The organism is Acinetobacter sp. Gutcm_16 (genome assembly GCF_028649355.1).
Classification (GTDB): Bacteria; Pseudomonadota; Gammaproteobacteria; order Pseudomonadales; family Moraxellaceae; genus Acinetobacter; species Acinetobacter johnsonii.
This window is the reverse complement of sequence record NZ_JAQSUV010000029.1, coordinates 42,744-68,353: the sequence shown is the minus strand read 5'-3', so window position 1 is coordinate 68,353 and position 25,610 is coordinate 42,744. Positions and strand designations below refer to the sequence as shown.

General features: G+C 36.9%; 20 protein-coding genes. 8 read left to right on the top strand and 12 right to left on the bottom strand.

Annotation, left to right across the window (positions count from 1 at the left end; translation table 11 throughout):
• Positions 1-12: 12 nt before the first annotated feature.
• The 6 genes from PTT44_RS07420 to PTT44_RS07395 all read left to right on the top strand — a co-directional run bounded on the left by PTT44_RS07420 (position 13) and on the right by PTT44_RS07395 (position 8,658).
• A complete protein-coding gene (locus PTT44_RS07420; RefSeq protein ID WP_273795601.1) occupies positions 13-1,536 on the top strand; it encodes a TnsD family Tn7-like transposition protein in 1,524 nt (507 codons plus the stop codon).
• On the top strand, positions 1,529-3,145 hold the full coding sequence (locus PTT44_RS07415) for a Tn7-like element transposition protein TnsE (protein ID WP_273795600.1): 1,617 nt from the start codon (positions 1,529-1,531) through the stop codon (positions 3,143-3,145). The genes PTT44_RS07420 and PTT44_RS07415 overlap by 8 nt, the downstream gene beginning before the upstream one ends.
• A 117-nt stretch (positions 3,146-3,262) precedes the next feature.
• On the top strand, positions 3,263-4,678 hold the full coding sequence (locus PTT44_RS07410) for a DNA adenine methylase (protein WP_004760350.1): 1,416 nt from the start codon (positions 3,263-3,265) through the stop codon (positions 4,676-4,678).
• Between the two features lie 4 nt (positions 4,679-4,682).
• The gene (locus tag PTT44_RS07405; protein WP_004760349.1) at positions 4,683-5,675 is read left to right on the top strand and encodes a phosphoribosyltransferase-like protein; all 993 of its coding nucleotides are present in this window, start codon (positions 4,683-4,685) and stop codon (positions 5,673-5,675) included.
• A 2-nt stretch (positions 5,676-5,677) separates the two neighbouring features.
• Positions 5,678-7,687: an ORC-CDC6 family AAA ATPase gene (locus PTT44_RS07400; RefSeq protein WP_273795599.1), complete on the top strand. Its 2,010-nt coding sequence runs from the start codon at positions 5,678-5,680 to the stop codon at positions 7,685-7,687.
• Between the two features lie 11 nt (positions 7,688-7,698).
• Complete coding sequence (locus tag PTT44_RS07395) at positions 7,699-8,658, top strand: hypothetical protein (protein WP_004760344.1); 960 nt, start codon at positions 7,699-7,701, stop codon at positions 8,656-8,658.
• Here the strand turns inward: PTT44_RS07395 and PTT44_RS07390 are convergent.
• Positions 8,655-8,873, bottom strand: coding sequence for a helix-turn-helix domain-containing protein (locus PTT44_RS07390; RefSeq protein ID WP_004760343.1), 219 nt, complete (start codon positions 8,871-8,873; stop codon positions 8,655-8,657). The genes PTT44_RS07395 and PTT44_RS07390 overlap by 4 nt on opposite strands.
• 89 nt (positions 8,874-8,962) lie before the next feature.
• On the opposite strand from PTT44_RS07390, the gene PTT44_RS07385 reads away from it, so the two are divergent.
• Entirely contained in the window at positions 8,963-9,445 is a 483-nt protein-coding gene (locus PTT44_RS07385; RefSeq protein WP_004760341.1) for a hypothetical protein, read from the top strand.
• 225 nt (positions 9,446-9,670) lie between these two features.
• Positions 9,671-11,041 (top strand): phosphomannomutase CpsG, encoded by a 1,371-nt coding sequence (locus PTT44_RS07380; protein ID WP_273795598.1) that lies wholly within the window; start codon positions 9,671-9,673, stop codon positions 11,039-11,041.
• 132 nt (positions 11,042-11,173) lie between these two features.
• On the opposite strand, the gene galE is transcribed toward PTT44_RS07380, so the two are convergent.
• The 11 genes from galE to PTT44_RS07325 all read right to left on the bottom strand — a co-directional run bounded on the left by galE (position 11,174) and on the right by PTT44_RS07325 (position 25,610).
• Entirely contained in the window at positions 11,174-12,133 is a 960-nt protein-coding gene (gene galE, locus PTT44_RS07375; protein ID WP_273795597.1) for a UDP-glucose 4-epimerase GalE, read from the bottom strand.
• Positions 12,126-13,799 carry a glucose-6-phosphate isomerase gene (gene pgi, locus PTT44_RS07370; protein ID WP_168159549.1) on the bottom strand — a complete coding sequence of 558 codons (1,674 nt, stop codon included), beginning with the start codon at positions 13,797-13,799 and terminating at the stop codon, positions 12,126-12,128. The genes galE and pgi overlap by 8 nt, the downstream gene beginning before the upstream one ends.
• Entirely contained in the window at positions 13,796-15,052 is a 1,257-nt protein-coding gene (locus PTT44_RS07365; RefSeq protein ID WP_273795596.1) for a UDP binding domain-containing protein, read from the bottom strand. The genes pgi and PTT44_RS07365 overlap by 4 nt, the downstream gene beginning before the upstream one ends.
• 19 nt (positions 15,053-15,071) lie before the next feature.
• A complete protein-coding gene (galU, locus tag PTT44_RS07360) occupies positions 15,072-15,944 on the bottom strand; it encodes a UTP--glucose-1-phosphate uridylyltransferase GalU (RefSeq protein ID WP_273795595.1) in 873 nt (290 codons plus the stop codon).
• A gap of 39 nt (positions 15,945-15,983) precedes the next feature.
• Entirely contained in the window at positions 15,984-17,858 is a 1,875-nt protein-coding gene (locus PTT44_RS07355) for a polysaccharide biosynthesis protein (RefSeq protein ID WP_168159552.1), read from the bottom strand.
• Between the two features lie 129 nt (positions 17,859-17,987).
• Positions 17,988-19,157, bottom strand: coding sequence for a DegT/DnrJ/EryC1/StrS family aminotransferase (locus PTT44_RS07350; protein WP_168159553.1), 1,170 nt, complete (start codon positions 19,155-19,157; stop codon positions 17,988-17,990).
• A 32-nt stretch (positions 19,158-19,189) separates the two neighbouring features.
• The gene (locus PTT44_RS07345; RefSeq protein WP_168159554.1) at positions 19,190-19,843 is read right to left on the bottom strand and encodes an acetyltransferase; all 654 of its coding nucleotides are present in this window, start codon (positions 19,841-19,843) and stop codon (positions 19,190-19,192) included.
• Complete coding sequence (locus PTT44_RS07340) at positions 19,843-20,451, bottom strand: sugar transferase (protein WP_234950892.1); 609 nt, start codon at positions 20,449-20,451, stop codon at positions 19,843-19,845. The genes PTT44_RS07345 and PTT44_RS07340 overlap by 1 nt, the downstream gene beginning before the upstream one ends.
• Position 20,452: 1 nt before the next feature.
• Positions 20,453-21,664, bottom strand: coding sequence for a glycosyltransferase family 4 protein (locus tag PTT44_RS07335; protein ID WP_234950893.1), 1,212 nt, complete (start codon positions 21,662-21,664; stop codon positions 20,453-20,455).
• Positions 21,661-23,475 carry a heparinase II/III domain-containing protein gene (locus PTT44_RS07330; protein ID WP_234950894.1) on the bottom strand — a complete coding sequence of 605 codons (1,815 nt, stop codon included), beginning with the start codon at positions 23,473-23,475 and terminating at the stop codon, positions 21,661-21,663. Before PTT44_RS07330 ends, PTT44_RS07335 begins: the two co-directional genes overlap by 4 nt.
• Positions 23,472-25,610, bottom strand: a complete 2,139-nt coding sequence (locus tag PTT44_RS07325; protein ID WP_273795594.1) for a bi-domain-containing oxidoreductase — start codon at positions 25,608-25,610, stop codon at positions 23,472-23,474. Before PTT44_RS07325 ends, PTT44_RS07330 begins: the two co-directional genes overlap by 4 nt.

The following is a 25,610-nucleotide window of genomic DNA, read 5'->3' as shown; positions in this document are numbered from 1 at the left end:
AGTGGAATTGGCATGTTGAACTTTCCTACAACATATCCTAATGAGTTAATTTACAGCACGATAGCACGAGCTGGAATTCACCATGCTATTACAAGTCCAAAGCAATTACTCGAAGAAGTATTTGCTAATCGTAAGGTTATTGCCACGATTGATTTACCTAGCCATCTAACATGCCTTTTAAAGCATCTACCACCACACTACACGCTTGAAAATCTTGCCTATAAACATACGCTTTTTCCCATCCACGCTTTATTTTCTCCAGAAAACATACGTTTAAAATGCCTTCAATGGATGGGGAATCAATCAAAAGGTTCTATCCATTTAACATTAGGAGTAGCGGCATCCAAAGTTAAACAAATATCAATGCATCGATACTGTCACCTTTGCTTAAAAGACCAATATCGCCAATATGGAGAATTCTTTTGGTCAAGAGTTTGGTATATCCAAGGCGCAAATTGTTGCAGCAAACATAAAATTAAATTGACAGAATTTTTACCAACAGCCCATTTGTGTGGAAGGCATCAATTTATTCCTGCAAGTTTTATCCTAGATCGAAAGCAACCTAATAACCCTGCTCATGAATTAGATCTAATCGTTAGTAGGTATGTTGATCAGCTGTTAAAGCTTCCACCAACAACATCACCTACTTTCCATCAATGGAGTCAATTTTATCAACGTATTGCAAAACGATTAGGTTTCAACAAAGCTTCTAAACACATTGATCATTCAAAAATTCATGCAGCAGTTATAAGAACATGGGATCTAAAATGGTTACAGCAACATCACCTAGATGAACTGAAATCTGAAACAAGTTGGCTTAAAGCAATCTTCAGAAAGCATCGTAAGTCTTTCAGTTATCTTGAACATATTATTGTATTAGAGGCTCTCTACCCTGAAGACTGGACGTGGAAAGACATTGTAAGCGAAATCCATCAGATGCCATCTAATCCTTCTAATACCGATACACAAATTCAAGGAACGGAGTATAAAGACATATCAACACTCACAGAAAAACGTAATGAGTGGGTATCTTTGATCCTAAAATACGGAATAAAGCCCTCTAGACTCAAAAATGCCGCTTTATACGCATGGCTTTATCGCAATGATAAAACTTGGTTGCTAACGCAAAACAAAAGATTTCATGTTTTACCTACATCAAGCCGTAAAAAAGTCAATTGGCCTCTGAGGGATTGGCAGCTGGTAAAACAACTGTTCAAATTATTCTATAAATCATTAGACGATTTGAATTTGCCTAGACAATCAAGAAATTGGTATTTAAAACAATTACCTCAACATTCCACTGTAGAAAAAAACCTACACCAACTTCCTTTAACAAATAAATTTCTGAATATTTATTCAGAAGATATTAGCGATTATCAAATCCGAAGAATTACTCGAACTATTATTCAATTTTGTATATTTAATCAGCACCAAGCTGGTTGGAAAATCTTGCGAAAATCGGGATTAAGCGAAGAAAGATTCACCGATGAAGCTCTTAAATTCCTAAATCAAATTAAAAGGATTAATTATGGCTAAAATAAGTCACATAGCTAAAGATATGAAAATAAAAAAGATTGGTGCCTTATTTAAAAAACATAATTCTACCACTTGGGCAATTAACTTAAGCCTAGAAAATGAAGATGGTCTGATCTCATCAGACTATACTAATTTTTCCAATGCAAAGTTGTTGAGAAAAAACACCCATATCAACCCCACGCAAGAATATACTAAAGGCTATCATTTACGGTTTAAAATTACCTCAACTCAAGATTGGGTATCCTCTACCTACAATTCAGACTTAGCAAAGGGAAAATTTTTAGAGCATTATTTCTTATTCGATGCAGTACGTGTTGATCAATTTGGTCAGCCAATGTCGGAAACAATCAAAGTTAAGCTCCCTCAATTTGAACTTGCTCGGTCTTTGTTCTTCTATACCCCATATTTAGCAAGATCAGCGATTTTAGAAAACAGTTTAAGTATCGATTTCGATATTGTTTCAAATCCAGATCACTACCTCATCAATATTTTGCCAGCATGCTCATACCCAATTTCTCATTTCAACGATGCTGGCATACGACGAATCTTATCTTGGATTCTACTTGATAGTGATATTAGGAAATCTTTCGAAAGTATCAGCCAATTTTTCACCCAATATGGCTATGATTTTGATCAATATCGTATCTGGAATTTTTGTTTTAACCCACCTCAACTTGATGGCGTAATCTTTGACACCTATGGTTACTACAGAGCAGAAACTTTTGAGTTCTTTGTAAATGAAATTTCAGGATTTCAAAAAATCTCAAGCCATATCTCAAAAGAGGTTGAGTTCTATAGCGATAAATTCATAGAGTCAAAATCAGGTGGTAAAACTGAAAGCTCTTCAGGCATTAAAAATAATGGGAAAGAACCGACAATTAAAGATGACGAAGAAGGTAGTAACGATGATGTGCAAATTATTGATGTAGTTCCTACTAGTTTTGAGTTTCTTGAAGCAATTGAGACAAGGAAAGCATCAAAAAAATCTCGCCATAGAAATTACGGTACAAAAGATCAAGACCTACCATCTGCTAATGAATCATCAGGTGTTAGTACTAACGAGCCAGTTTCTGAAGGCTCTGTTCCCTCTGCTGAATTTAACGGTGCAGAAGATGAGACTGAAGACCTTCACCTGTATCTTGATCGATTCTCTGCATTTCAACAAATGATTGATTTGTTTTGCAAAGAGAACCCTATCAAGAATTTCAGCTTTCAATTACACAAACTACCAAACATTCAAGGTCATTCCAAACATGTAAAAACCGATGGCAATCCTAGATGTGTAGCCGAAGTGAGTTTCCAGCTTAATAATCAAAATATTGTGATCTTAGAGGTAGATACATCTGACAATAAAAAACCGCTTTCGACTCGTGTTCTATTCATTAAAGATACAAATCAGTGGAATACTAGTGATAGAGCTAAAGTACTGGAACTTGTAGTCACTCAATGTTTAAGGTGGCCAAAAGGAATTTTTAAAAATATTTGCTATAAAAATAGTACATTAAACCATCCTAGAATGGATAGTAAACGTCAGGAAATCTCAGAATCTGAATTAAACAACTGGTCAAGCAGACTCTGTACTATCTTTATCAATAAAAATAAAAACTGACATTTCACAGGTATAGCTAATCTTAATTAAGATTAGCTTGCCCAAATATGTTTAATAATTTAAGCTGCTCTTCATTATGCTAGATTTCTTTAAAATTCATGGAGTTCAATCTTTTAAATGGGTGAGTTGAATATCAATAGATACATGACTGCTGATGAATATGAAATAGATATTCTTCAAGACTCTCCCCCGAAGGATGAGTACGTCCAAAGAATTTTAGATAAAATGATTTTTGAGTATTCTATTACTGGAACTCCAATCAATGTCGATTTTAGAAAACTTGTGTATTGGTTAAAAGCTGGGGATCAGTTAACACATCAAATTCACCCATACCCCGCAAAGTTGCTTCCCCACATAATTAATTTCTTCTTAAAAGCTCATAGTAATTTTAAGAATAAAATTGTATTAGATCCATTTTGTGGCTCAGGTACAGTAGCTTTAGAATCATCCATGCAGGGTTTCTTACCCTTGGTAGCTGATGCAAATCCTTTTGCCTTATTAATTGCAAAGGTAAAAACAACATCTTATTCGATTGATAAGCTAATAAAAATTAAAGAAAAAGTTCTAGTCAAAGCTAAAAGATACCAAAAAGCCACTGCAGTTGATGTGGTGAATTCACATCTGTGGTATTTACCTGAACATAAAAGCAAATTAGAAATTATTTTAAGAGCTATTAATGAAATTGATGAAATCGATGAAAAGGACTTTTTTAAAGTCTGTTTTTCATCTTTGGCAAAAAAAATTAGCTATGCAGATCCAGCCATTAGTGTTCCTGTTCGTTTAAAAACCAAAGAAAAATTTTCAGAAGCTACGAATCAGCGAATTCAGAAGCGATTAGACTGGATACAAAATCTTAATGTCATAGAGGAATTCAAAAGTATTGTAGATGCAAATATCGAACGTATTAGACAGACTAACGCTCAATTTCCAAAAAGAATTAGTGCGTTAAAGGTTGGGATAGATGCAAGGGATATTTTTAAAGATTTTGATCTGACTACGAAGATGCCAGATAATTCAGTACCACTAATTATTACTTCTCCACCATATGGCAGTGCACAAAAATATATACGATCTACTAGTCTTTCATTGAATTGGTTAGGCTTTGTTCCACCAAAAGGATTAAGATCTTTAGAAGAAAAATCTATAGGTAGAGAACATTTAATAACGGAACTATTATGTTTAAAGGCAGGCGATTTACCAAAAAAATATACTCATCTTATTGAGAAAATAGCCAAAACCAACATAAGTAGAGCCAGAATAACTCAGAAATATCTTATTGAGATGGAACAAGTAGCACAGGAACTTTCTCGTATCCTAGCCCCTAAAGGACGTATCATCTTCGTGTTAGGAAACAATCAGGTATGTGGTGAAACTCTAAGAAATGATGAGTTTATGACTTATTGCTTTAAAAAATATGGGTTACGATTGAAACTGGTTCTTATTGATGATATTAAATCTAGAGGGCTAATGACAAAGCGTAATCGAACAGCGTCAATAATATCTCGTGAAACCGTTTTAGTATTTGAAAAGTAAAAGTATGAATGACTTTTTTTCCAGTGTGGATTATATAGAAATAGAATCTAAGTTAAAAATTTTAGCTTCAGATATATGGGATAATGCAATAAAAATGCCAGAGATTGAAGAGTGGCTATCTCAATTTACTGGCCAAATACTGAGTGAACAAGAAGAAAAATTATATATGACTTTAGCACTTTCAAAGTTTATATTTTTCAGTCAACGTATGATTAGAGAAATGCTAATATCTCTATATCGGGATTACTTTCGGACACCTATTATTCATGAACTACGTAAAAAAAATAACCACACCACTAATTTTGAACTTTTAAATAATTTATTTGAAGAAGAATTAAAATTATCACGTTTCATCAGTGTAGGTAATCCTGCCGAAAGTGGAGCTCATTTATTATATATTTTCAGACAAGTTAATGATTTAAAAAAATTTCTATTTAGAGATCTTTATCATGCATTTAAAGCTGAATCAGATGAAAATGGTAAAATTAAATGGATTGCTAGAGACATTAATATTAAAAGATATGTTTTTTTTGATGACTTTGTAGGAGGGGGAACCCAAATAACAGGCTATTTAAAAGATACTCTTGCAAATATTAGAGAAAATAATCCACATATACAAATTAGTTTTATGTCAATATTTTCTACCAGTCAAGGCCTAGAAGTTCTTAATGATCATAATGTTTTTAATGGAAATGCGGTTTGCCTTTTTGAACTTGATGAGAGTTATAAGAGTTGTACTACTGGAGCTAGATATTTCAAAAAAGTTGACTGGTTTAATATGGAAAATTTTAAAAAAATAATTGAACATTATGGTTCACCTCTTTATTCAAATCCATTCGGTCATAGTGATTGTGAGCTATTAATTGGATTTTCTCACAATACCCCTAATAATACTTTACCAGTTTTTTGGAAAGATGGTTATATACCAGAAACGAGTAATTCTTGGTTTCCTATTTTCAAAAGATTTGAAAAAAATTATGGCTCTGTGAGATCATAAACATGATAAATTCGAATCCATTCTCATTTGCAAAAGCATCAGATTACTCTGACGAAGAAATTAATAAACTTTGGATCGATATTAGTGAAAATTTTGTTGAAGCAGTTATCGAACCAACTTTAAGAAAGTCTAAATTTATTTTAGGTGGTAAAGGAACAGGTAAAACACACTTACTTCGTCATTATTCTTATAATGCAACGAAATTAAGAAGTTCAAATTTAACTGGCTTAGATATTGTAAATCAACATCAGTCACTAGGTGTTTTCTTAAGAGCAAATGCATTAGATGCTAGCCGTTTTATTTGCTTGAATGATATCGATATCTCAAAATGGCAACAACTGTTTGGCGTTCATCTAGAACTGAAATTAGCCGAAGATTTATTCTCGATATTAATCGATATAGAAAAAACCACACCTAATGTTAAGTTTAATAATCATGATTTTATTAAACTCTTATCCACTTATGTTCTTAATGAAAATGAATTTTCTAATCTTGTTGATCTAATTTCTGTTAAAAATTGGATTCACCAACAATTAAAAAAAATTGATAATGCAATTAATGCCTATGCATTTACTAAATCTTTAGACATAATTCCACCATTTTCACTAGGTACTTTCTCTATAAAAATTAAGAATGCAATAGATATTTGGCATCCTTCATTTAAAAATATACCACTCCTTTACTTAATTGATGAAATAGAAAATTTTTATACTGAAAGCCAACAAGAGATCATTAATACCTTAATTAGATATAGTTCTGGTAGTGTAACTTTTAGAATAAGTGGTAGGCTTTATGCTCTTAAAACATATAGTACTATTGGGAATGGCGAAGAAAATAGAGAAGATGTTGAGTTCAAAAAAACCTATTTAGATGATATTCTTCAAGAGGTTTCAAATTATAAAGACTTTGCCTATTCTTTTGTTAAAGAACGCTTAGTTTATGAAAAAATCATTGACAGCAACAGTTTCAACTTATCTAAATGTTTTGAAAATGTTAATAAAAATAATCATTATAAAGAATTTATTGATTATTTAAACTTTAACAATGGAAAAGATTTTAAGTTTATTAATGGATTTATTGAAACCCTCAAAGAAATACCCAACATTATTGAACCTAACGATATTGAAGAACTATTAAATATTTTAACCAGAGATTTTTCAATAATTTTAAAAAAACACAATATTCTTAGGTTTGCAAAAGAATATAAAAGTGATGAATCTTATTTAGCTACAGCTAATAAAATTAGAAATGATTGTACTCTCTTTATTCAAGACCCCAAAGATCCTAGTATTAAGTCTTATAGAGATTCATATTCTAGTTGGAGAAAAGATTTAATTGCTCAATTAAATAAAGAATCTTCCAAACCTATGATTTATGCTGGACTGGATACATTTATTGAAATGTCATCTGGCAACCCTCGTAACTTACTAAGTATTTTAGGTGCAGCATATGATTTGGCGAGGTTTAAAAATATAGATTTTATCAATGGAAAACCATTATCTATAGAAGACCAAAGTAAAGCTGTTTTAGATTCAGCGAGATTTATATTTGAACAAGATTCAAATTTTGGCAGACCTTCAGATCTTGCTAGAGATGCTGTAAAAAATTTATGTGAATTACTACGTGTAGCTAGATTTGCTTTAAACATTCCAGAGGTTTCCCCACTACTAATTAGTTTTTCAGATGAAGGATTAACAAAGCAATCTAAAGAAACTTTGCAAAGTGCACTAAATTATTCATTTATATTTGAAATAAAAAATGGCCGACCAAATAGAAATAATTTAAAAATTAATCGAAAATTTTCTCTCAATCCAATGATTTCACCTATATATGGTCTTCCAATTAGTAAACGTGGTGATATTGGACTACCACCAAACTTAGTAAATGCTATTTTTGATTTTAATCGGGCTAAGGAATTTGAAGCTTTATTAAAAAATTATAATATCAAATGGAATCAACCATTTACTAGAGATGAATCATCTTTGGCACATAACGATCTTTTTAATTTTTAAGTTTAATACATATGATTGATTATTCTATTTTTTATACTCGCCCAATTGAATATACAAAAATTTCAGAGAACCTTCCTAATTTTGATATTTTTATTTCTGCTTTTAATGATAGTGAAAGAGTCAAAACATTATTTGAGTCTATAACTTCTACTAAAAAATTTTGGCTAGTCCATCCAGAATATCATTTTAGTAATGAAGAAATACCTAGCGCAGAAGTAAATGAAGTAATCATTCCATCTGATATCACTGACATTTCTCAAGTTAATGAATTATTATCTAGAATTGGAGATTTAAGTGATAAAAACATTTGTATCGATATTACTGGTTTTATGCGGCATGTGTTAATATTTTTAGTGGCTTCTTTAAAATATAATGGTGTAGATAAATTCACAGCTATTTATTCTGAACCAAAGTTTTATTCTGATGGAGATAATACGAATTTTAGCACAACAACTTCATCAATTGTTAAATCGATAAGTGGGATTTCTGCTACATCGAACTCTGAATTTAAAGATCATCTAATAATTAATATTGGTTATGACCATAAAATGCTATCACAAATAGCATCTTACAAAGATGGTGCCACTTATCACCCTGTATTCTCATTTCCATCATTAAGCGCTGACATGTATCAACAAAGTTCTATGAGAGCAGCTTTAAGTGGGAGCATTACTCAAAATTCCGATTGGATAACTAAAAGAAAATTTTCTCCTGCTAATAATCCATTTGCTACAGCCCAAGTTATTAGTGACTTGGTTAAAGAGCTAGATCTAAATTTTAATGGAAAAAATAATATCTATTTAGCACCTCTTTCAACAAAAGCTCAAACTTTAGGTTTCGCCATTTATTGGGTGTTAGAGGGCAGAGACAGAGGTATAACTATTTTATTACCAGAATGCTTAAGTTATTCGCGTGAAACTTCTCAAGGATTAAAAAGACTATGGTCTTACGAAGTTGAACTCAAAGTTTAATTTACTGGTAATAAACTTGTAGGTAAAATTTTTAAAGCATCAGCCAACTCATAAATTTTTTCTAAGGTAGGATTAACTTCTCCTCTTTCAATTCGCCCTAAGTAGCTTCGATCCATGTTACAGCGCAATGCCAATTGTTCTTGTGACATGTTTCTTTCTTTTCTGTACTTGCGAACCAATTGACCAAATTGAATAGTAAGTTCTGACATAAACATTCAAATGCTTAAAAAATAGAACTATCACCATTTGAGGATTACATATCCACGGACTATAATCCTCTTTTTAAGTTTTCCAGCTTTCTATCATGAAACAAATTACTTCTCCTTTCTTTCAATCTTTTCTTTACCTTCTAGACAAAAATCAAATTGATGGATGGACATCAAACAAGATTTGGAACAATTTGAATCTTTCTAAAGAAGAAAAACAACGAGCTAACCAACAACAACTTTATAGACTTCTGAGGAAACTTGTACAACAAGGCCACTTACTTAAAAACATTCATTTAGATAATCCAAGACTTTCAACATTTATTGAAACAAAAAGTATGGATACTTTTAAAAAGCAATTTGATATTAAAACCGTAAAAAATGATGCGGGAAAACTTGAATTCAAGGCCAAACAATTAAAAGAAAAGCAAAAGATATATGAAAACCAAATCAAAGCTTCCGAACAAGCTCTTATAGACTTTCCAGAACTAAAAACAGATATTTTGAGAAGAAAAAACCAATTACTTCAAGATATTGAAAAACTAAAAGCTTACACTGATTTTTTAACATCATTGAGATAAAATGAAAGGTGATTTACTGAGTCTAAAGTTTCATTTCAGTATGAAACTTTATTACTCAACGTATAGTAAAAATTGAAGAAAAAATGATGTTTAGTATGAAACTTTATTTTTTCTTCAATTATTTACAGTTTATAAATATCAATTAGATAGAGCTAGGTTAGTATGAAACTTTATTACTTTCATACATATCCAGCCTTTATTCTTTATCTAAATAGAGAATTGCATATGTCGCAACTTACCTGCTTTAAAGCCTATGATATTCGTGGCAAGCTCGGGACAGAGCTAAATGAAGAAATTGCCTATAAAATTGGCCGTGCCTATGGACAAATTTATCAACCCAAAACTGTAGTTATCGGTTGCGATATCCGTCTGACCAGTGAAAGTCTCAAACAAGCCACTATTCAGGGCTTAAATGATGCTGGGGTGGATGTCCTTGATCTTGGTATGACAGGTACAGAAGAGGTTTACTTTGGTGCATTTCATCTCGATGTTCAAGGCGGTATTGAGATTACGGCGAGCCATAACCCCATGGATTACAATGGGATGAAATTGGTTCGAGAACAAGCACGCCCTATTGGTGCAGATAGTGGTCTGGCAGAAATCCAAGCCTTAGCAGAATCGGGGGCATTTACAGAAGTCACGCAAAAAGGCTCAACCACACCATATAATATTCTGCCTGAGTTTATTGACCATCTTATGGGGTATATTAATTCTGCTAAAATCCGCCCATTAAAATTGGTCGTAAATGCAGGAAATGGCGCCGCAGGTCATGTCATTGATGCGATCGAAGAAAAATTTAAAGCCCTAAATATCCCTGTTGAATTTATTAAAATTCACCATGAAGCCGATGGTCATTTCCCCAATGGCATTCCCAACCCAATTTTAGTTGAAAATCGTGATAGCACACGCCATGCTGTACTTGAACATCACGCAGATATGGGTATTGCATGGGATGGTGACTTCGACCGCTGTTTCCTGTTTGATGAAAAAGGACAGTTCATTGAAGGTTATTATATTGTTGGCCTTTTAGCACAAGCCTTCTTACTCAAACAATCAGGCGAAAAAATTGTCCATGACCCACGTCTAATTTGGAACACCTTTGATGTCGTAGAGAAATATCAAGGTATCCCTGTTCAGTCTAAATCAGGACATTCCTTTATTAAAGACAAAATGCGTGAGCACAATGCTGTTTATGGCGGTGAAATGTCTGCACACCATTATTTCCGCGATTTTTCTTATTGCGATAGTGGAATGATTCCATGGTTGTTGGTTGTTTCCGTACTGTCTGAAACTGGACAATCATTGTCCTCATTGGTTGAAGAGATGATCACTAAATTCCCTTGCTCTGGGGAAATCAATTTTAAAGTCGCAGATACTCAAATCACGATTCAAAAGCTTTTTGACCATTTCGCAGATCAAAATCCAAGTATTGACCACACAGATGGCGTAAGTTTAGATTTTGGTGCTTGGCGCTTTAACGTACGTGCTTCAAACACAGAGCCCCTGTTACGTTTAAATATTGAAACTCGTTTAGACCAACATCCAAAGCCGATGCAAGACTATGTTGATGAATTGACTCGGTTGATTCAAAATTAATTTCTCGGTTTTAAATATAAAAATAGGCACCTTAAGTGCCTATTTTATTGTGCGGAAAAATCTTATAGAAAATTATGCTTTGTAGCCTGTGGGATTCTGCTTTTGCCAATTCCAACTGTCTGCTAACATATCTTATAATGTCAATTCGGGTGTCCAGTTTAATTCACGATTGGCTCTTGAAGCATCTGCATAGAAGCATGCTAAATCACCAGCTCTTCGCTCAACAAACTCGGAATTAACGATAACGCCATTCACTTTTTCAAAAGTCTCTTTAATTTTTAATACTGAAATTGGAATGCCTGTCCCAATATTCCACGCACGACAACCTTTATGCTTCAGTCTATTTTCAACAGCTAAAACATGCGCCTTTGCCAAATCAACCACATGAATAAAGTCTCTTTCACAGGTTCCATCATCAGTTGGGTAATCTTGTCCAAAAATAGACAGTTTCTCTCTGCATCCCACTGCAACCTGTGTCAAATAAGGCATTAAATTGTTTGGAATTCCTTGAGGATCTTCACCAATTTGAGCGCTTTTATGTGCACCCACAGGATTAAAATAGCGCAACAAGGCAATTGACCACTCATCATTTGCCTTTGACAGTTTTTCTAATAACTGTTCTACAATCAATTTGGTATAGCCGTAATTGTTGTTTGGCATCCCCAAAACCATATTTTCTTGATATGGCGGTGAGTTTTCTTCTCCATAAACAGTTGCAGATGAACTGAACACCAAGTTAAAAACGTGTGCACGCTCCATCGCTTGCACTAACTGGATTGAACCTGAAATATTATGATCAAAATAAGTCAGTGGTATTTGCTGGCTTTCACCTACTGCTTTTAACCCTGCAAAATGAATCACTGCATCAATGTGATTGGAAGAAAAAGCTTGATCTAAATCGATTTGATTACGAATATCGCCCTGAATAAATTTAAGGGCCTTTCCAGTCAATTCTTGAACGCGTTTTAATGACTCTTCTGAACTATTTGAGAGGTTATCGAGCACAATCACATCATGTCCAGCTTCAAGGAGTTCAACACAGGTATGTGAACCGATATAACCCGCCCCACCAGTCACTAAAATATTAGCCATCTATTTTTCCTAATAAAATTTTTAATAAACCCTGAGTCGAAACATCTAATGCAGATAAATCTTGTTGATGACCATTTAAAATAGGCAGTAACTGGTTGGCAATTTCCTTGCCTTTTTCAACACCCCATTGATCGAAAGGGTTAATATTCCAAAGTACGGATTGTACAAATACTTTATGTTCATACATCGCGATGAGCATACCTAAGCTATAAGGATTAAGCTCTTGCATTAAAATTGTTGTACTTGGCTGGTTACCCTCATATTTTTTATATTCAGGCAAAGAGGCTAATTCGCTCTGATCTAGCGCTTGATTTCCAAATGCCAATAAACGTGACTGTGCTAAACAATTTGAAAGTGCCAAATGATGCTGTTCAATCAATGCCTCAGCATTATCCACATAGGTAAACTGATTTGCGTTATAACGTTGTATTGGTGCAATGAAATCACAACTCACCGAATGTGTCCCTTGATGCAACAGTTGATAAAATGCATGCTGTGCATTCGGTCCCACCTCGCCCCATACAATCGGACAGGTATCCCATTCAACTTTTTCACCATTGCGTTGGATCGACTTACCATTCGATTCCATCTCAAGCTGCTGTAGATAGGATGCAAAGTACTTGAGGCGACCGTCATACGGTAAAACAGCATGGGTTTGAATGTCTAAGAAATTATTATTCCAAGCCCCTAAAAGCCCCATCAAGACAGGAATATTCTGCTCAAAAGGGGCATTTTGAAAATGCTGGTCAATGGTATAAGCACCCGCTAAAAACTGCTTAAATCCATTCACTCCAATAGTTAAAGCAATTGGAAGTCCAATACATGACCACAGAGAATAACGACCACCCACCCAATCCCACAATAAAAATTGATTCTCTGGCGCGATCCCCCAAGCAGTCATTTTTTCAGGCTTGGTCGATACGCCAATAAAATGATGCTTTAAGGTTTGGGCCTCTTGACCCAATGCTTTTTCAAGCCACTGACGTACCGTTTGAGCATTGGAGAGTGTATCAATCGTACCAAATGACTTTGACGAGATAATAAATAATGTGGTTTCTGGACGAAGCTTATGCAGAAGTTCTGAAAGCTGACTTCCATCTATTGTTGAAACAAAATGCAGATTTAAAGGCTTTTGTGTCGATTTTTTAAAATCAGATAAAGCATGGCTGACCATCAGCGGCCCTAAGTCAGACCCCCCCACACCAATATTGACTACATCTTGAATCACTTCACCAGTCGCGCCACGGTATTGGCCCTCGTGAATTTTGTTGACCAATCCATACATTTTTTGCAATTGTTCATGAACCTGATCAGCAATAGCCTGATGCTGTTGATCACATTTTGGTAAACGTAAAGCCCAATGCATGGCTGAGCGCTGTTCAGTATAGTTAATTGCTGTACTTGAGAATAAGTTTTTAATCCAGTTGGTTAAATCTCGTGTTTGCGCCCACTGTACTAAAGAATCAACTACACTTCGGTCAATACGATGTTTACTAAAATCAAAAATAATCGGCTCTAATACGACAGAGAGCTGCTCAAAACGAGTCGAATCATCTGCAAAAAGATCATTCAGATGATGCTGTTCAAAATGATCTTTCAAGCCCTGCAGTCTGGCAATGGCTGTATTAATATCTTCAACGGGATATGGTTTATTTTGATGCTTCATCGCCCTACTCCCTGATAGGCAAAGCCTTGGGCTTTGACATAGCATGGATCATAAATATTGCGACCATCTAGAATCAGTGGGTGCTGCATTTTTTTGAGTAGTTCTGAATAATTAGGGCTCCAATACTGCTTCCAAGCGGTTAATAAGCACAAAGCATGTGCTCCCTCAACTGCTTCATATTGATCGGTACAGTAAATCAAATCTTCTCGATGCCCATAATGTTTTTCAATTTCGGCCAATGCCTGAGGATCATGCAATTTGACCACCATATTTTGTGCCCAAAGCGCTTTTAACATGGCATGAATTGGAGATTGCTGAATGCGAGACGTGTTTTCTTTAAATGATGCACCCCAAATCGCAATCACCTTACCCGCCAAATCCCCATGATAATAATTCCATAATTTACGAAAGAGAATTTCTTTTTGCTGCTCATTGATATCCCAAACTTGTGCCAATAATTGGCTCTTCGCTCCAGTCCCCGAAACAGTATTTGCCAATGTTAAGACATCATGAGAGAAATTTTCACCGCCAAAGCCAGCACCTGGATAAAGATATGAAGCCCCGATTCGACTATCCGCCGCCAAGCCTTGACGTACATGCTCAATATCGATACCTAGCTTTTCAGCCACCACAGCTAAATCGTTAATATAACTGATGCGGGTTGCCAACATGCCTGAAACACTAAGTTTAGTAAACTCGGTATCTAAAACGGGCATAAACAAATATTGTTGTTCTCTTGGAAATAAAGGGCGAAGTAACTCTCGAATTTTAATTTGACTCGTTTCACTTGAACAGCCCACTGTCAGTTGTTTTGCCTGCACTAGGCTTTGTAAAGCATTACCTTCTTGGATTACATCAGGCAAATACACCCAATCATCGTCCGATAATATTTTTTCAAATTTTTCAGTGCCATGTAACCCTAAAGTCGAGGCATTGATCATCAATTTAGGATGAATAATAGGCCGCTGTTTGAGTTCTTTTAAAATTTCGATGCCTTGTGATTCTTCTGTCGGACTCAGACTAAAAAAGTAAGCATCGATATCGAGAGGAATCGCATTAAAATTGCAGTATTGCAGAAATCCACTTTTTTCTTGCTTATGGAGTAGATTGATCACAGCATCATCTTGGGTATAGGCTTGCTCTGAAGCCGACCTTTTTAAGATATCGCACCAAAAGACCTGATGTCCACATTCAGCTAGCAATGCCGCCATAACACCTGAATACAGGGTTTGTCCAAATACTGCAACTTTCATAAGAGTTTCCCGCTGATCATTAAAGCTCTTGGATAAGCGCTTTAAATGCCTCACCCAACGTCGGGTGATCAACCCCATAATGTAGAACGGCTTTTAAATAACCCAGTTTACTACCACAATCAAAAGTTTGACCTTTCATACGATAGGCTTCAACCGTATTGGTCTGTTGTAGCATGGCAATTGCATCGGTTAATTGAATTTCGTTACCTGCACCTTTCGGTGTTTGTTCCAAAAGTTGCATAATCTCAGCGGGCAAAATATAGCGTCCGACCACAGATAAATTAGAAGGTGCTGAACCCACTGCTGGTTTTTCAACAATACCTTGCATCACTATACTTTGACCTTCATTGGGTACAGAAGCTACATCAACAATACCATACTGATCAACCAAATGGTCAGGCACCGCTTCAACCATAATCTGTGAAGCATTTGTTTCATTAAAACGCTGAATCATTAAGCTCAAATCATTAGTTGGATCAGCATCTTTAACTAGAACATCAGGTAACAGCACAGCAAAATCATCATTTCCCACAATCGACTTTGCACATAAAACTGCATGTCCAAGTCCTAAGGGTTGCGGCTGGCGCACACTGACTACGCTGACATGTGCGGGCAGAATATCCTTAATCTCTTTGAGTAAATCAAATTTTTGCTTCTGCTCGAGCGTTGTTTCAAGCTCAAAGTTACGATCAAAATAGTTTTCAATCGATGCTTTAGATGAATGCGTGACTAAAATGATCTGCTCAATACCCGCCGCGACAGCTTCTTTCACAACGTACTCAATCGCTGGGCGGTCAACGACTGTCACCATCTCTTTCGGAATGGACTTACTTGCAGGTAAAAAACGGGTTCCTAGACCCGCAACAGGAAGAATGGCTTTTTTAATTGTCATCACAGATCCAGACATTTGCGTTCATTAAATCATTAAAGCTTAGTTTACCTTAACTTCTCGACTTCGGTGATAGCCATCAACATAATGTTCTAACTGAGTAAGTGCCCAGTCAATGTCTTGATCAATTGCAGTTAAGCCATAAATGCGTTCGAAAATCGGCAATAATTCATCTAAAGAGAAATGCTTTTCAAATGAACGTAAGATTCGACTATGCTCAGTTAACTGTGTATCTTCATGATCAATTAGCAACTCTTCATATAACTTTTCACCTGGACGTAATCCAGAGTATTCAATGGCAATGTCGCCAATATCCGACCCTTCTTCACGCATTTTTAAGCCACTCAACGCGATCATTTGACGTGCTAAATCTTGAATACGAACAGGCTCTCCCATGTCCAGTAAGAATACATCTCCGCCAGCACCTAGAGCACCAGCCTGAATGACTAACTGTGATGCTTCTGGAATAGTCATAAAATAACGCGTCACTTCAGGGTGTGTCACTGTAATTGGGCCACCTTTTGCTATCTGCTGTTTGAACAGAGGAACAACGGAACCTGAAGAACCTAATACATTCCCAAAACGAACAATACTAATTTGAGTTTGCTGCTGTGCTTCTGCCATCGCTTGACAGTAAAGCTCAGCCATTCGCTTAGATGCCCCCATTACATTGGTCGGACGCACAGCTTTATCTGTTGAAATCAGTACAAAAGTCTCTACACCTTTTTTAATCGCGGCATTCACACTAAAGGCTGTACCAATAGAGTTATTTTTTAGTCCTGCAATTGGATTACACTCGACCAATGGCACATGCTTATAAGCCGCTGCATGGTATACAGTTTGTACATTATACTGCTCAATCACACGCTCAAGTTTAGCTTCGTCGAGGACTGTTCCTAAAATCGGAATAATTTCTATTTGTGACTTAAGACGTAACTCTTTATCAATACTATACAGTGCAAATTCACTAAGCTCATAAATAACCAATTTCTGCGGGTTATTCTTTATAATTTGTCGACAAAGTTCTGAACCAATAGAACCACCTGCCCCTGTGACCATCACTACTTTATGTTGAATATTTTTGGCCAATAATTCAGGGATCGGCGGAACAGGGTCACGTCCAAGTAAATCAATAATGTCTACTTCTCGGATGTCTGAGACTTTAATGTCGCCATCTACAAGCTTGGTAAGGCCAGGAATTTCGGTAATTTTAATATGTGCAGGTTCAAGAAATTGAATAATTTCACTTTTGCGCGTACGCCCTACAGATGGTAAAGCAATGAGAATTTCATCAACTGTTTCTCTTTCCAGACGTTTAAGCGCATGTTCAGCATTATAAACTTTTAAACCACCAATAATTTGCCCTGATAATGACTGTTCATCATCAATAAAAAATAAAGGAAAATGCTCATCAGAACGATTCAACATTGCTGCAATTTGTTGGCCTGCATATCCAGCCCCATAAATCACGATTTTTCTTTTTGGAATATCCGTTTGCAAACATGCTCGCACAATAAATCGAATAGCACCACGGCTGAACCAAATCCAGGAAAACATAAAGAAACCAAACATCAAAGGAATTGATGTCGGAATAAAAGCCTCTGTACAATATGCCAGCCCAAAAAGTCCAAGAACGGTTAACCCTGTTGCAATCGCTAAGCGTGTAAAGAACACCTCATTGAATGTACGAACAATAAAATGATATGTTCCACAAATCAATAACATAGTGATTGCTAAAACACTTACCCAGAGTGATCCAAATGAGATATTAGGAACAACTTCTGCCCCTAGGTTAAATTCACGTAATGCGTAGCTCAACCAAATCAAGACAGGAAAAACTAAAAAATCCAAAAGGATTAAAAATAATTGTTTGGCATATCGTGGCGATGTAACCAAAGGCAGAATGACTGATTTCACAGGGTGAGTCTTCTCTATGCTATTTATATAAGTAAACTAAATGTGTTTTTAAGTTATTTGCTACCCACAAACAAATGTAAAAATGTAAAGTGAATGCAAAAGCGAAGCATTCACTTTACATCAGAGCATTTAAATTCTAGTAAGTACTTGTTCAATAGCAGAAATAGTTTGATTAATACTATCTTCACTCAAAGTTGGATGAACTAAAAACATTAAACTATTTTCACCTAGTTTTTGTGCGTTCTGAAGTCGTTGAGTAGGGCGCCAAGGCGTATTGTCAAAAGCATGCTCTAAATACACTTCTGAACAAGAACCACTAAAGCAAGGAACACCTAATTCAGCAATTTCATTCATAATACGATCACGAGACCACCCTTCCGGTAATTGATCTACATTTACTTGAACATAACACTTATAAGCAGCATGTACATAATCATTCGAAGGCTGAAAAAAGGTTATATATGGGGTCTTTTCAAATGCTGAATAAATGCGCTGCATATTTTGATTACGAATTTCAGTCCATTCAGTCATTTTTTTCAATTGAATGCGACCAATAACCGCTTGCATTTCCATCATACGCCAGTTGGTACCAAAAGAGTCATGTAGCCAACGAAAACCTGGTGGATGCTGTTTGTTATAAATACTATCGAAGTTTTTGCCATGATCTTTATAAGACCACATTTTTTTCCACAACGCTTCATCATTGGTGGTGACCATGCCTCCTTCACCGCCCGTTGTCATAATTTTATCTTGGCAGAAAGACCAGGCAGCAATATGCCCAATAGAACCCGCTGGTTTGCCCTTATATTCTGCACCATGTGCTTGCGCACAATCTTCAATCACATATAAACCACGCTCAGCTGCAAGTTGCATAATTGGATCCATATCACACATCCAACCTGCCAAATGGACACAAATAATCGCTTTAGTATTTGGCGTAAGTACCGCTTCAATAGTCCGAGCCGAAATATTTTGTGAATCCAACTCAACATCTGCGAATATAGGATTAGCGCCAGCAGTCACAATTGAACTGGCAGAGGCTAAAAATGTCCGCGAAGTAACAATAACATCATCACCGGCACCAATATTTAAAGCCTTTAATGCAACATCAAGCGCTACTGTCCCATTTGCTAAAGCCACTGCATATTGTGTTCCTGCAAATGTTGCGAATTCTTTTTCAAATTCACGGCATTCTTGACCCGTCCAATAGTTTACCTTATTCGACAACAGTACTTTAGAGACAGCATCTGCTTCTTCTTGTGTAAAGCTTGGCCATGGTTCAAATGCAGTGTTTAACATATCTCTTTCCTAAATTGATTTTTTAAAAATCTTTATTTCTTCTCTAAAATTCGGGCTGGATTACCTACAACAGTAACACCTGCGGGAACACTTTTGGTCACGACTGCGCCCATACCAACCACAGCGCCTTTACCAATCACTAATGGTTTGTCTGGTGTACCTTGTTTGATCACTGCACCTGTACCAATATAGGCATGGTCCTCAATATGAATATTACCATTACATTTCACCCCTGGTGCAAAGGTAACGTAATCACCAATCACACAGTCATGGGCAACGTAACTATAGATATTAGCGTGGAAAAACTTGCCAATTTTAATATTTGAAGTAATGCATGTAAAAGGACACAGTAAACTGCCCTCACCCATTTCTACTTCATCTAAAATAACCGTATTCGCTGCTTGAATTTCTAAATGTTGAACACTGTCCTGATCTAAACGAGCCACCAATTTTTCACGTACTTGGCTATTTGCGATTGCAATTGTCACGCGTTTATCGGTTTTAGAATTATTTATAAAATCAGTGTAACTTAATACTTGATATCCATTTAAATCTGTATTTGCCTGACCGTCATCAATAAATACAAAATGTTCTTTATTTAATTCAGTAAATTGCGCACGTACCAGAGGCATAACCTCTTTACCAAATCCGCTTGCACCATAAACACCAATCAATTTATCCGACATTATTCTTTATCCTTATGTTTCGATCCTATAAAGCGAGTCATCGTCGCTTCACCTTCTGCACTAATGTCATCTTTAGCAATCACTTTCTGTACAGTCTTCAACATGATTTTAAAGTCGAGCCAGATGGACTGGTTTTCAACATACCATGTGTCTAATTTGAATTTTTCTTCCCAACTAATTGCATTACGCCCATTGACCTGTGCGTGCCCAGTCATACCTGGACGTACATCATGACGTTTGGCTTGTTCTTTGTTGTATAAAGGTAGATATTCCATCAGTAATGGACGTGGACCTACAACACTCATATCCCCTTTAATCACATTCCAAAGCTCAGGCATTTCATCCAGACTGGTCGAACGTAACATTTTGCCAAAAGGTGTTAAACGCTCACTATCTGGTAATGGATTGCCCTGTTCATCCAGTGCATCCTTCATGGTACGAAACTTAATCATTTCAAACGGTTTACCATGCAAACCTGGACGAACCTGACGAAACAAGACTGGCGAGCCTAGGTTCTTTTTTACTTTATAAGCCACATAAAAATATAAGGGTGAAAGTAATACCAAAGCAATTGAAGCAATAACAATATCCAGTAAACGTTTAAGCATATTACGCTCCTGTAACCCAATCAGAAAACTTCTGTGAAAGAATAGAACGATTAAACTGCTCTTTGGCGACCTGTTGACTATTTCTGCCCATTTCAATCAGTTGCTCTCGCTGATTAGCTGCCTGTTCCAAGGCATCGGCGAACGCTTGAGGATTTTCAGGGAGCACAGCAAAACCACATTGCTCTTTGGTAATTAATTCCGCTAACCAACCCGGATAATTATTTAAAACGGGTAAACCCGCTGAAATGTAATCAAAAAATTTATTCGGTGAGGTTCCATAATAAAAGGCAGGGACATTAGCTAAAATTTGTAACCCAATATCCGCACTGGCCATAAGACCTGCCAACTTTGCTTTATTAACGGGATTATGAAAAATCACATTATCCAATTGAAGCTCAGCCGCTCGTTCAAGCAATGCTTTTTTCTGCATGCCATCACCAACGAGAACCAATTTAATATCTGTTCTTTGACGTTTTTTCAATTCAACTGCTGCGTCTAGCACGGCATTAAGACCATTGGCCAAGCCATGTGTCCCAGTAAAAATTGCCATGAGGTCAGTTGGTTGAACGCCCTCAGGTCGCCATGCTTGATGTTCAGATGCAAAAATATCTAAATCACAACCATTTGGAATAGAGGCTACTTTTTCAGGGGCAATCCCTCGTTTAATAATGCCGTCCACAATACCTGGAGACAATCCCACTAAACGATCAGCTGAATGATAAGAGGTCCACTCAAGCACAGACATCATCCATAAAACAATTGGGTTTTTGATCACCCCCATCGCTTTAGGCAACTCTGGCCATAGATCCCTGACTTCGAAAACAAATGGTTTGCGTCGAAACCACTTGGCAAAAATACCCGGAATACCCGCCGTTAATGGTGTTGTTGTCGCAAATACAACATCGTATTGTTCAGTCAAAGCAACCTTGATCGATTTGAAAGCAAAACTTAAAAAAATTAAAATACGCTTGAGAAAAGAAAGCGCATTTGAATAAGGCAGTTCAAATTCTATGATATCGATGCCATCGACCATACCACGGCGCATTCCTTTATTAAAAGGCTGGGTTAAACCCGTTTGACCTGCACCAAAAGAACCACAAACCATCGTCACTTGATGGCCATTACGAATGAGCGATTGAGCCATAGCATAGGAACGGATTCCTGCTGACCCTTTAGGTGTCGAGAAATGCTGATGGAAATATAAAATTTTCATGTTAAATCTTTAATTACAGTAAAAATTGTAGTCGCTTGTGTAGCAATCACTTCTAAAACAGGCACTTTGCTCTTTTGATAGTAGTACCTAGACTCCTCTCCCTCACTCCAACGAAGGGTGATCGGATGCTCAGCCTCTAAAATAATCTCCACTTTACCATTGCTTAGAACATTGTTCTCAAGAGCCCAATGATCTGGCTGTAAACGCCAACGTAAGACCGCTTGTTGCTGAAAACAAGAGATATTATCTGCTATTTTAATTGCATTATCTGTTAATGAAATTTTACGGTGGTGTGTACAACCCCAATGATCTTGATAACCACAACCAAATTCATTAGCGCTATACGTTAATTCTTTTGGTGTCAGCCATGCACCAAATAAAAAGCGACTTAAACGCGGCATTTGTTGATGTTGATCAAACTCAACGGTATTGTGACTGGCAACGCCAGAAAAGTAATTTAAATCTTCTACGGTGGAATTATAACTATAAGTTCCGCCATCGCGTAAAAGGTTTTGTCCTTTAAACCAAACATCCAGATGCAAAGCATCACATTGACTTGGACGAAATTTGAATTTCGGCAATTTGAGCGCAATAAAGAAATTATTATTTTGAGAACTAATCAAACCGCTTTCATTAAAAAATTGATTTCGCGAAGGCAGCTCAAAGTTATCTTGCTTCAATTTTTGTATTTGAAAGAACATTAGACTTTCATCATATGAATCTGGTTCAGAATAATAACGATGTTGATGGAATAAGGTACTTGCCAACTGAACTGTTGGTCTAAAATCACGATAATCCGTTTGGCTTACAGGAATCAGTCGCGCACCATCATTGGCACCTAAATTAGGGACATCTCCATCAGCTTGGGTTAATACATATAACCAGTCTGTCGCTTTCTGCAATTGACGGTATAGTTGTCCTGAAAAAGGCTTCAATTCGAATTTTTGGCGGACGATTTCAGCTAAGCAATAAGAATCCAGCATCACGCGATGGTAATTAATCGAATATTGACTAAAACCGCCATCTTGCATAATGAGCTTGCTTGCACGGTTCAGCAACCATTTCTCACCCAATGCCTGCCATTGCTGATATTGAGGCTTAGGTTTCCAAAGATTTAGAACAGCCCCACCGATATACAATGCTGCTGCCTCAGATGTCCCATGATTATTATCCTGAGCAATGGCATAATCAATTGTAGGTTCAATACGCTTTAAATGTGCCTCGATAAGTGCACAGACATTGTCATGTGGATGCTGCTCTTGCTCTAAACCGATGAGTGCAGTAATGATATGCATGACACGGATGGATGCTTCCTGCCCACATTTCCAATTCGGCCCAAAATAAGCAGGGTTCTTCTCACACCAATCATTCAACCATAAATCAAGCTGAACCAGTGCTTGCCCATCTCTCACTTGACGTTCGTGTAGCACAAGGTCTATTAGCCAGTCAAAACGAGAAGCCTCCCAAATGCCTTTAATATCACCAACATTTCCATCAAAATCTGGAATTTGATACCACGCCTTCTCTGTATTTTGAAAGGTATGTTGGGTTAAAGGGCTATAGAACCAATTCGGCAGCTGTCCAGCCACTGGATACTTGAGGTATCCAAAGGCTGTTAACGTTGAGTTTACGGGCACATTCATTGCGCCAGTGGGTGCACTCTGACTAAAGAAGCAACCCGCTGGCAATTGTGCAGACAACTTTTGTACAGGGTTTAGACCTGTTTTTACGCCCACACGATATTTAAACACTCTGAACAAATTAAACAGCCCTAATGCAAGCGCTGTTTGACCTTTCATGACTAAACTCATGTTTGTGCTCTTAAAATTTCGGCAACCTGAATGGTCACTCTAGCAACTTCAAAAATTTCATCGGCAGGAATTGGTGCTTCTTTTCCATCTCGAATACTGTCTACAAAGACCGCAGCACAAGCATCTTGACCTTTATCTTGACGCCACAGATTCATCTTGTTAAATCCAGGCCAGCCAAATGCTTTTAGCTTTCTGAAATTATCTAATTGTAGTACTCGACCTGCTGTAAAGACTTCTACACGCTCTTTAGGGAAGCTTGAAGCGCCATTTGCCAAGTAGAAAATGGTGCCAAATGACCCATCTTCAAAACCAAGCGTAATTGAAGCCTTATCTTCTAGAACCTGTACTGCATCAGTTTCGCCCATACGTCGAGCCTGAATAGAAACAATTTTTGAACCTGCTAGGAAGCGCATCAAGTCGATAAAGTGACATGCTTCTCCAATGATACGCCCACCACCAACTGCATTATCTTGTGTCCAATGATCCGCGGGTATCGCACCTGCATTCATGGTCATGATAAAGCTTTTCGGCTCTTTCACTGTATCTAGCAAAGTTTTCATTTTTTGCACTTGTGGTGAGAAACGACGGTTGAAGCCCACCATGACTCGTGCATATTGATTATTCTGTATATTTTGATTGTAGACCGTTTCAATTTTTTCAATTTCTTCGACAGTCAGAGCCAATGGCTTTTCAACAAAAACATTCTTACCTGCCGATAAAACTCTTTCTACAAAGTATGCATGGCTATTATGGCGGGTCGCAATCGCGACGGTATTGATATCTTTATTATTTAATAAACCATCCAGATCTGTCGAAGCTTCGGCAAATCCTGTTTTTTCGCCATGAATAACCCCATTAATGCCGCCAGAAGTTACGATGGTATGTAATTGAGAAGATGCTTTTTTGAAAGCGGGTATCAACACACGTGAAGCATAGTTGCCTGCCCCAATAAAACCAACAACAGCATTCTTTGGCTCAATAGAAATTGGGCGTAATACCACTCGCTTTTCTAAACGAGTTTCGACTGGAGAGTTATATTTAAGCAATAAACCCAAACCAGATTTGTCTTCCGTCAATGCATCATACGCTTTAGGTGCATCTTCAAATTCAAATCGCTGCGTAATTAATGGTTCTACATTTAAGGTACCCGCAGCCATCATATCCAAAACGGCAACAAAGTTACGTTGCTCAGTCCAGCGAACAAAGCCAAGTGGATAGTCATTACCCTTGTCTTCATATCCAGTATCATAACGACCTGGACCATATGAACAAGAAACTTGGAAACTGAGTTCTTTTTCATAAAAATCTGCGCGGTTTAACTCTAAGCCTGTTACACCGACTAGAATAATACGACCACGTTTTCGACTCATTCGTGCTGCTTGAATAACAGGATCACTGACCTTGGTTGACGCGGTAATAATGACACCATCTACACCCACACCACGACTAAATGCCAGACCCACAGCAACTGGATCTTCACCTTTACCAGGGTTACAGATCTCTGCACCGAATTGTTTTGCCAAATCTAATTTACTTTGATCAAAGTCAATGGCGAGAACTCGACAGCCGTTTGCTCTTAACATCTGGATGGTGAGTAGACCAATAAGACCCGCACCTGTCACGACAAAGCTTTCGCCCAAAGTCGGTTGAGCAAGACGAATGCCTTGCAAACCAATACTTGCGACGACAGCAAAAGAAGCAAATTCATCACTGACATTATCTGGAATTTTTGCACAAAGGTTTTTAGGTACTTTCACCATATCAGCATGTGGGCCATTTGACACAACACGATCACCAACTTGGAAATCATCTACATTGGCACCTACTTCATGCACGATACCCACATTGCAATAACCTAATGCAAGTGGTTGGGCCAACTTAGACTTTACCGCATCGTAAGTTGTTAACAGACCATCTGTTTGTACTTTTTCCAGTACCATTTTCACTTTTTCAGGTTGCTGTCGTGCTTTATCAATTAGAGATGCCTTACCAAATCCAACCAACATACGTTCTGTTCCAGCAGAAATAAGCGAAGTCGTTGTAGAAATCAGTAAATGACCTTTTGAACATTGTGGTACTGGAGCTTCGGTCACAGTCGTACCACCATTTGCCATATCTTGAAGAATTTGTTTCAT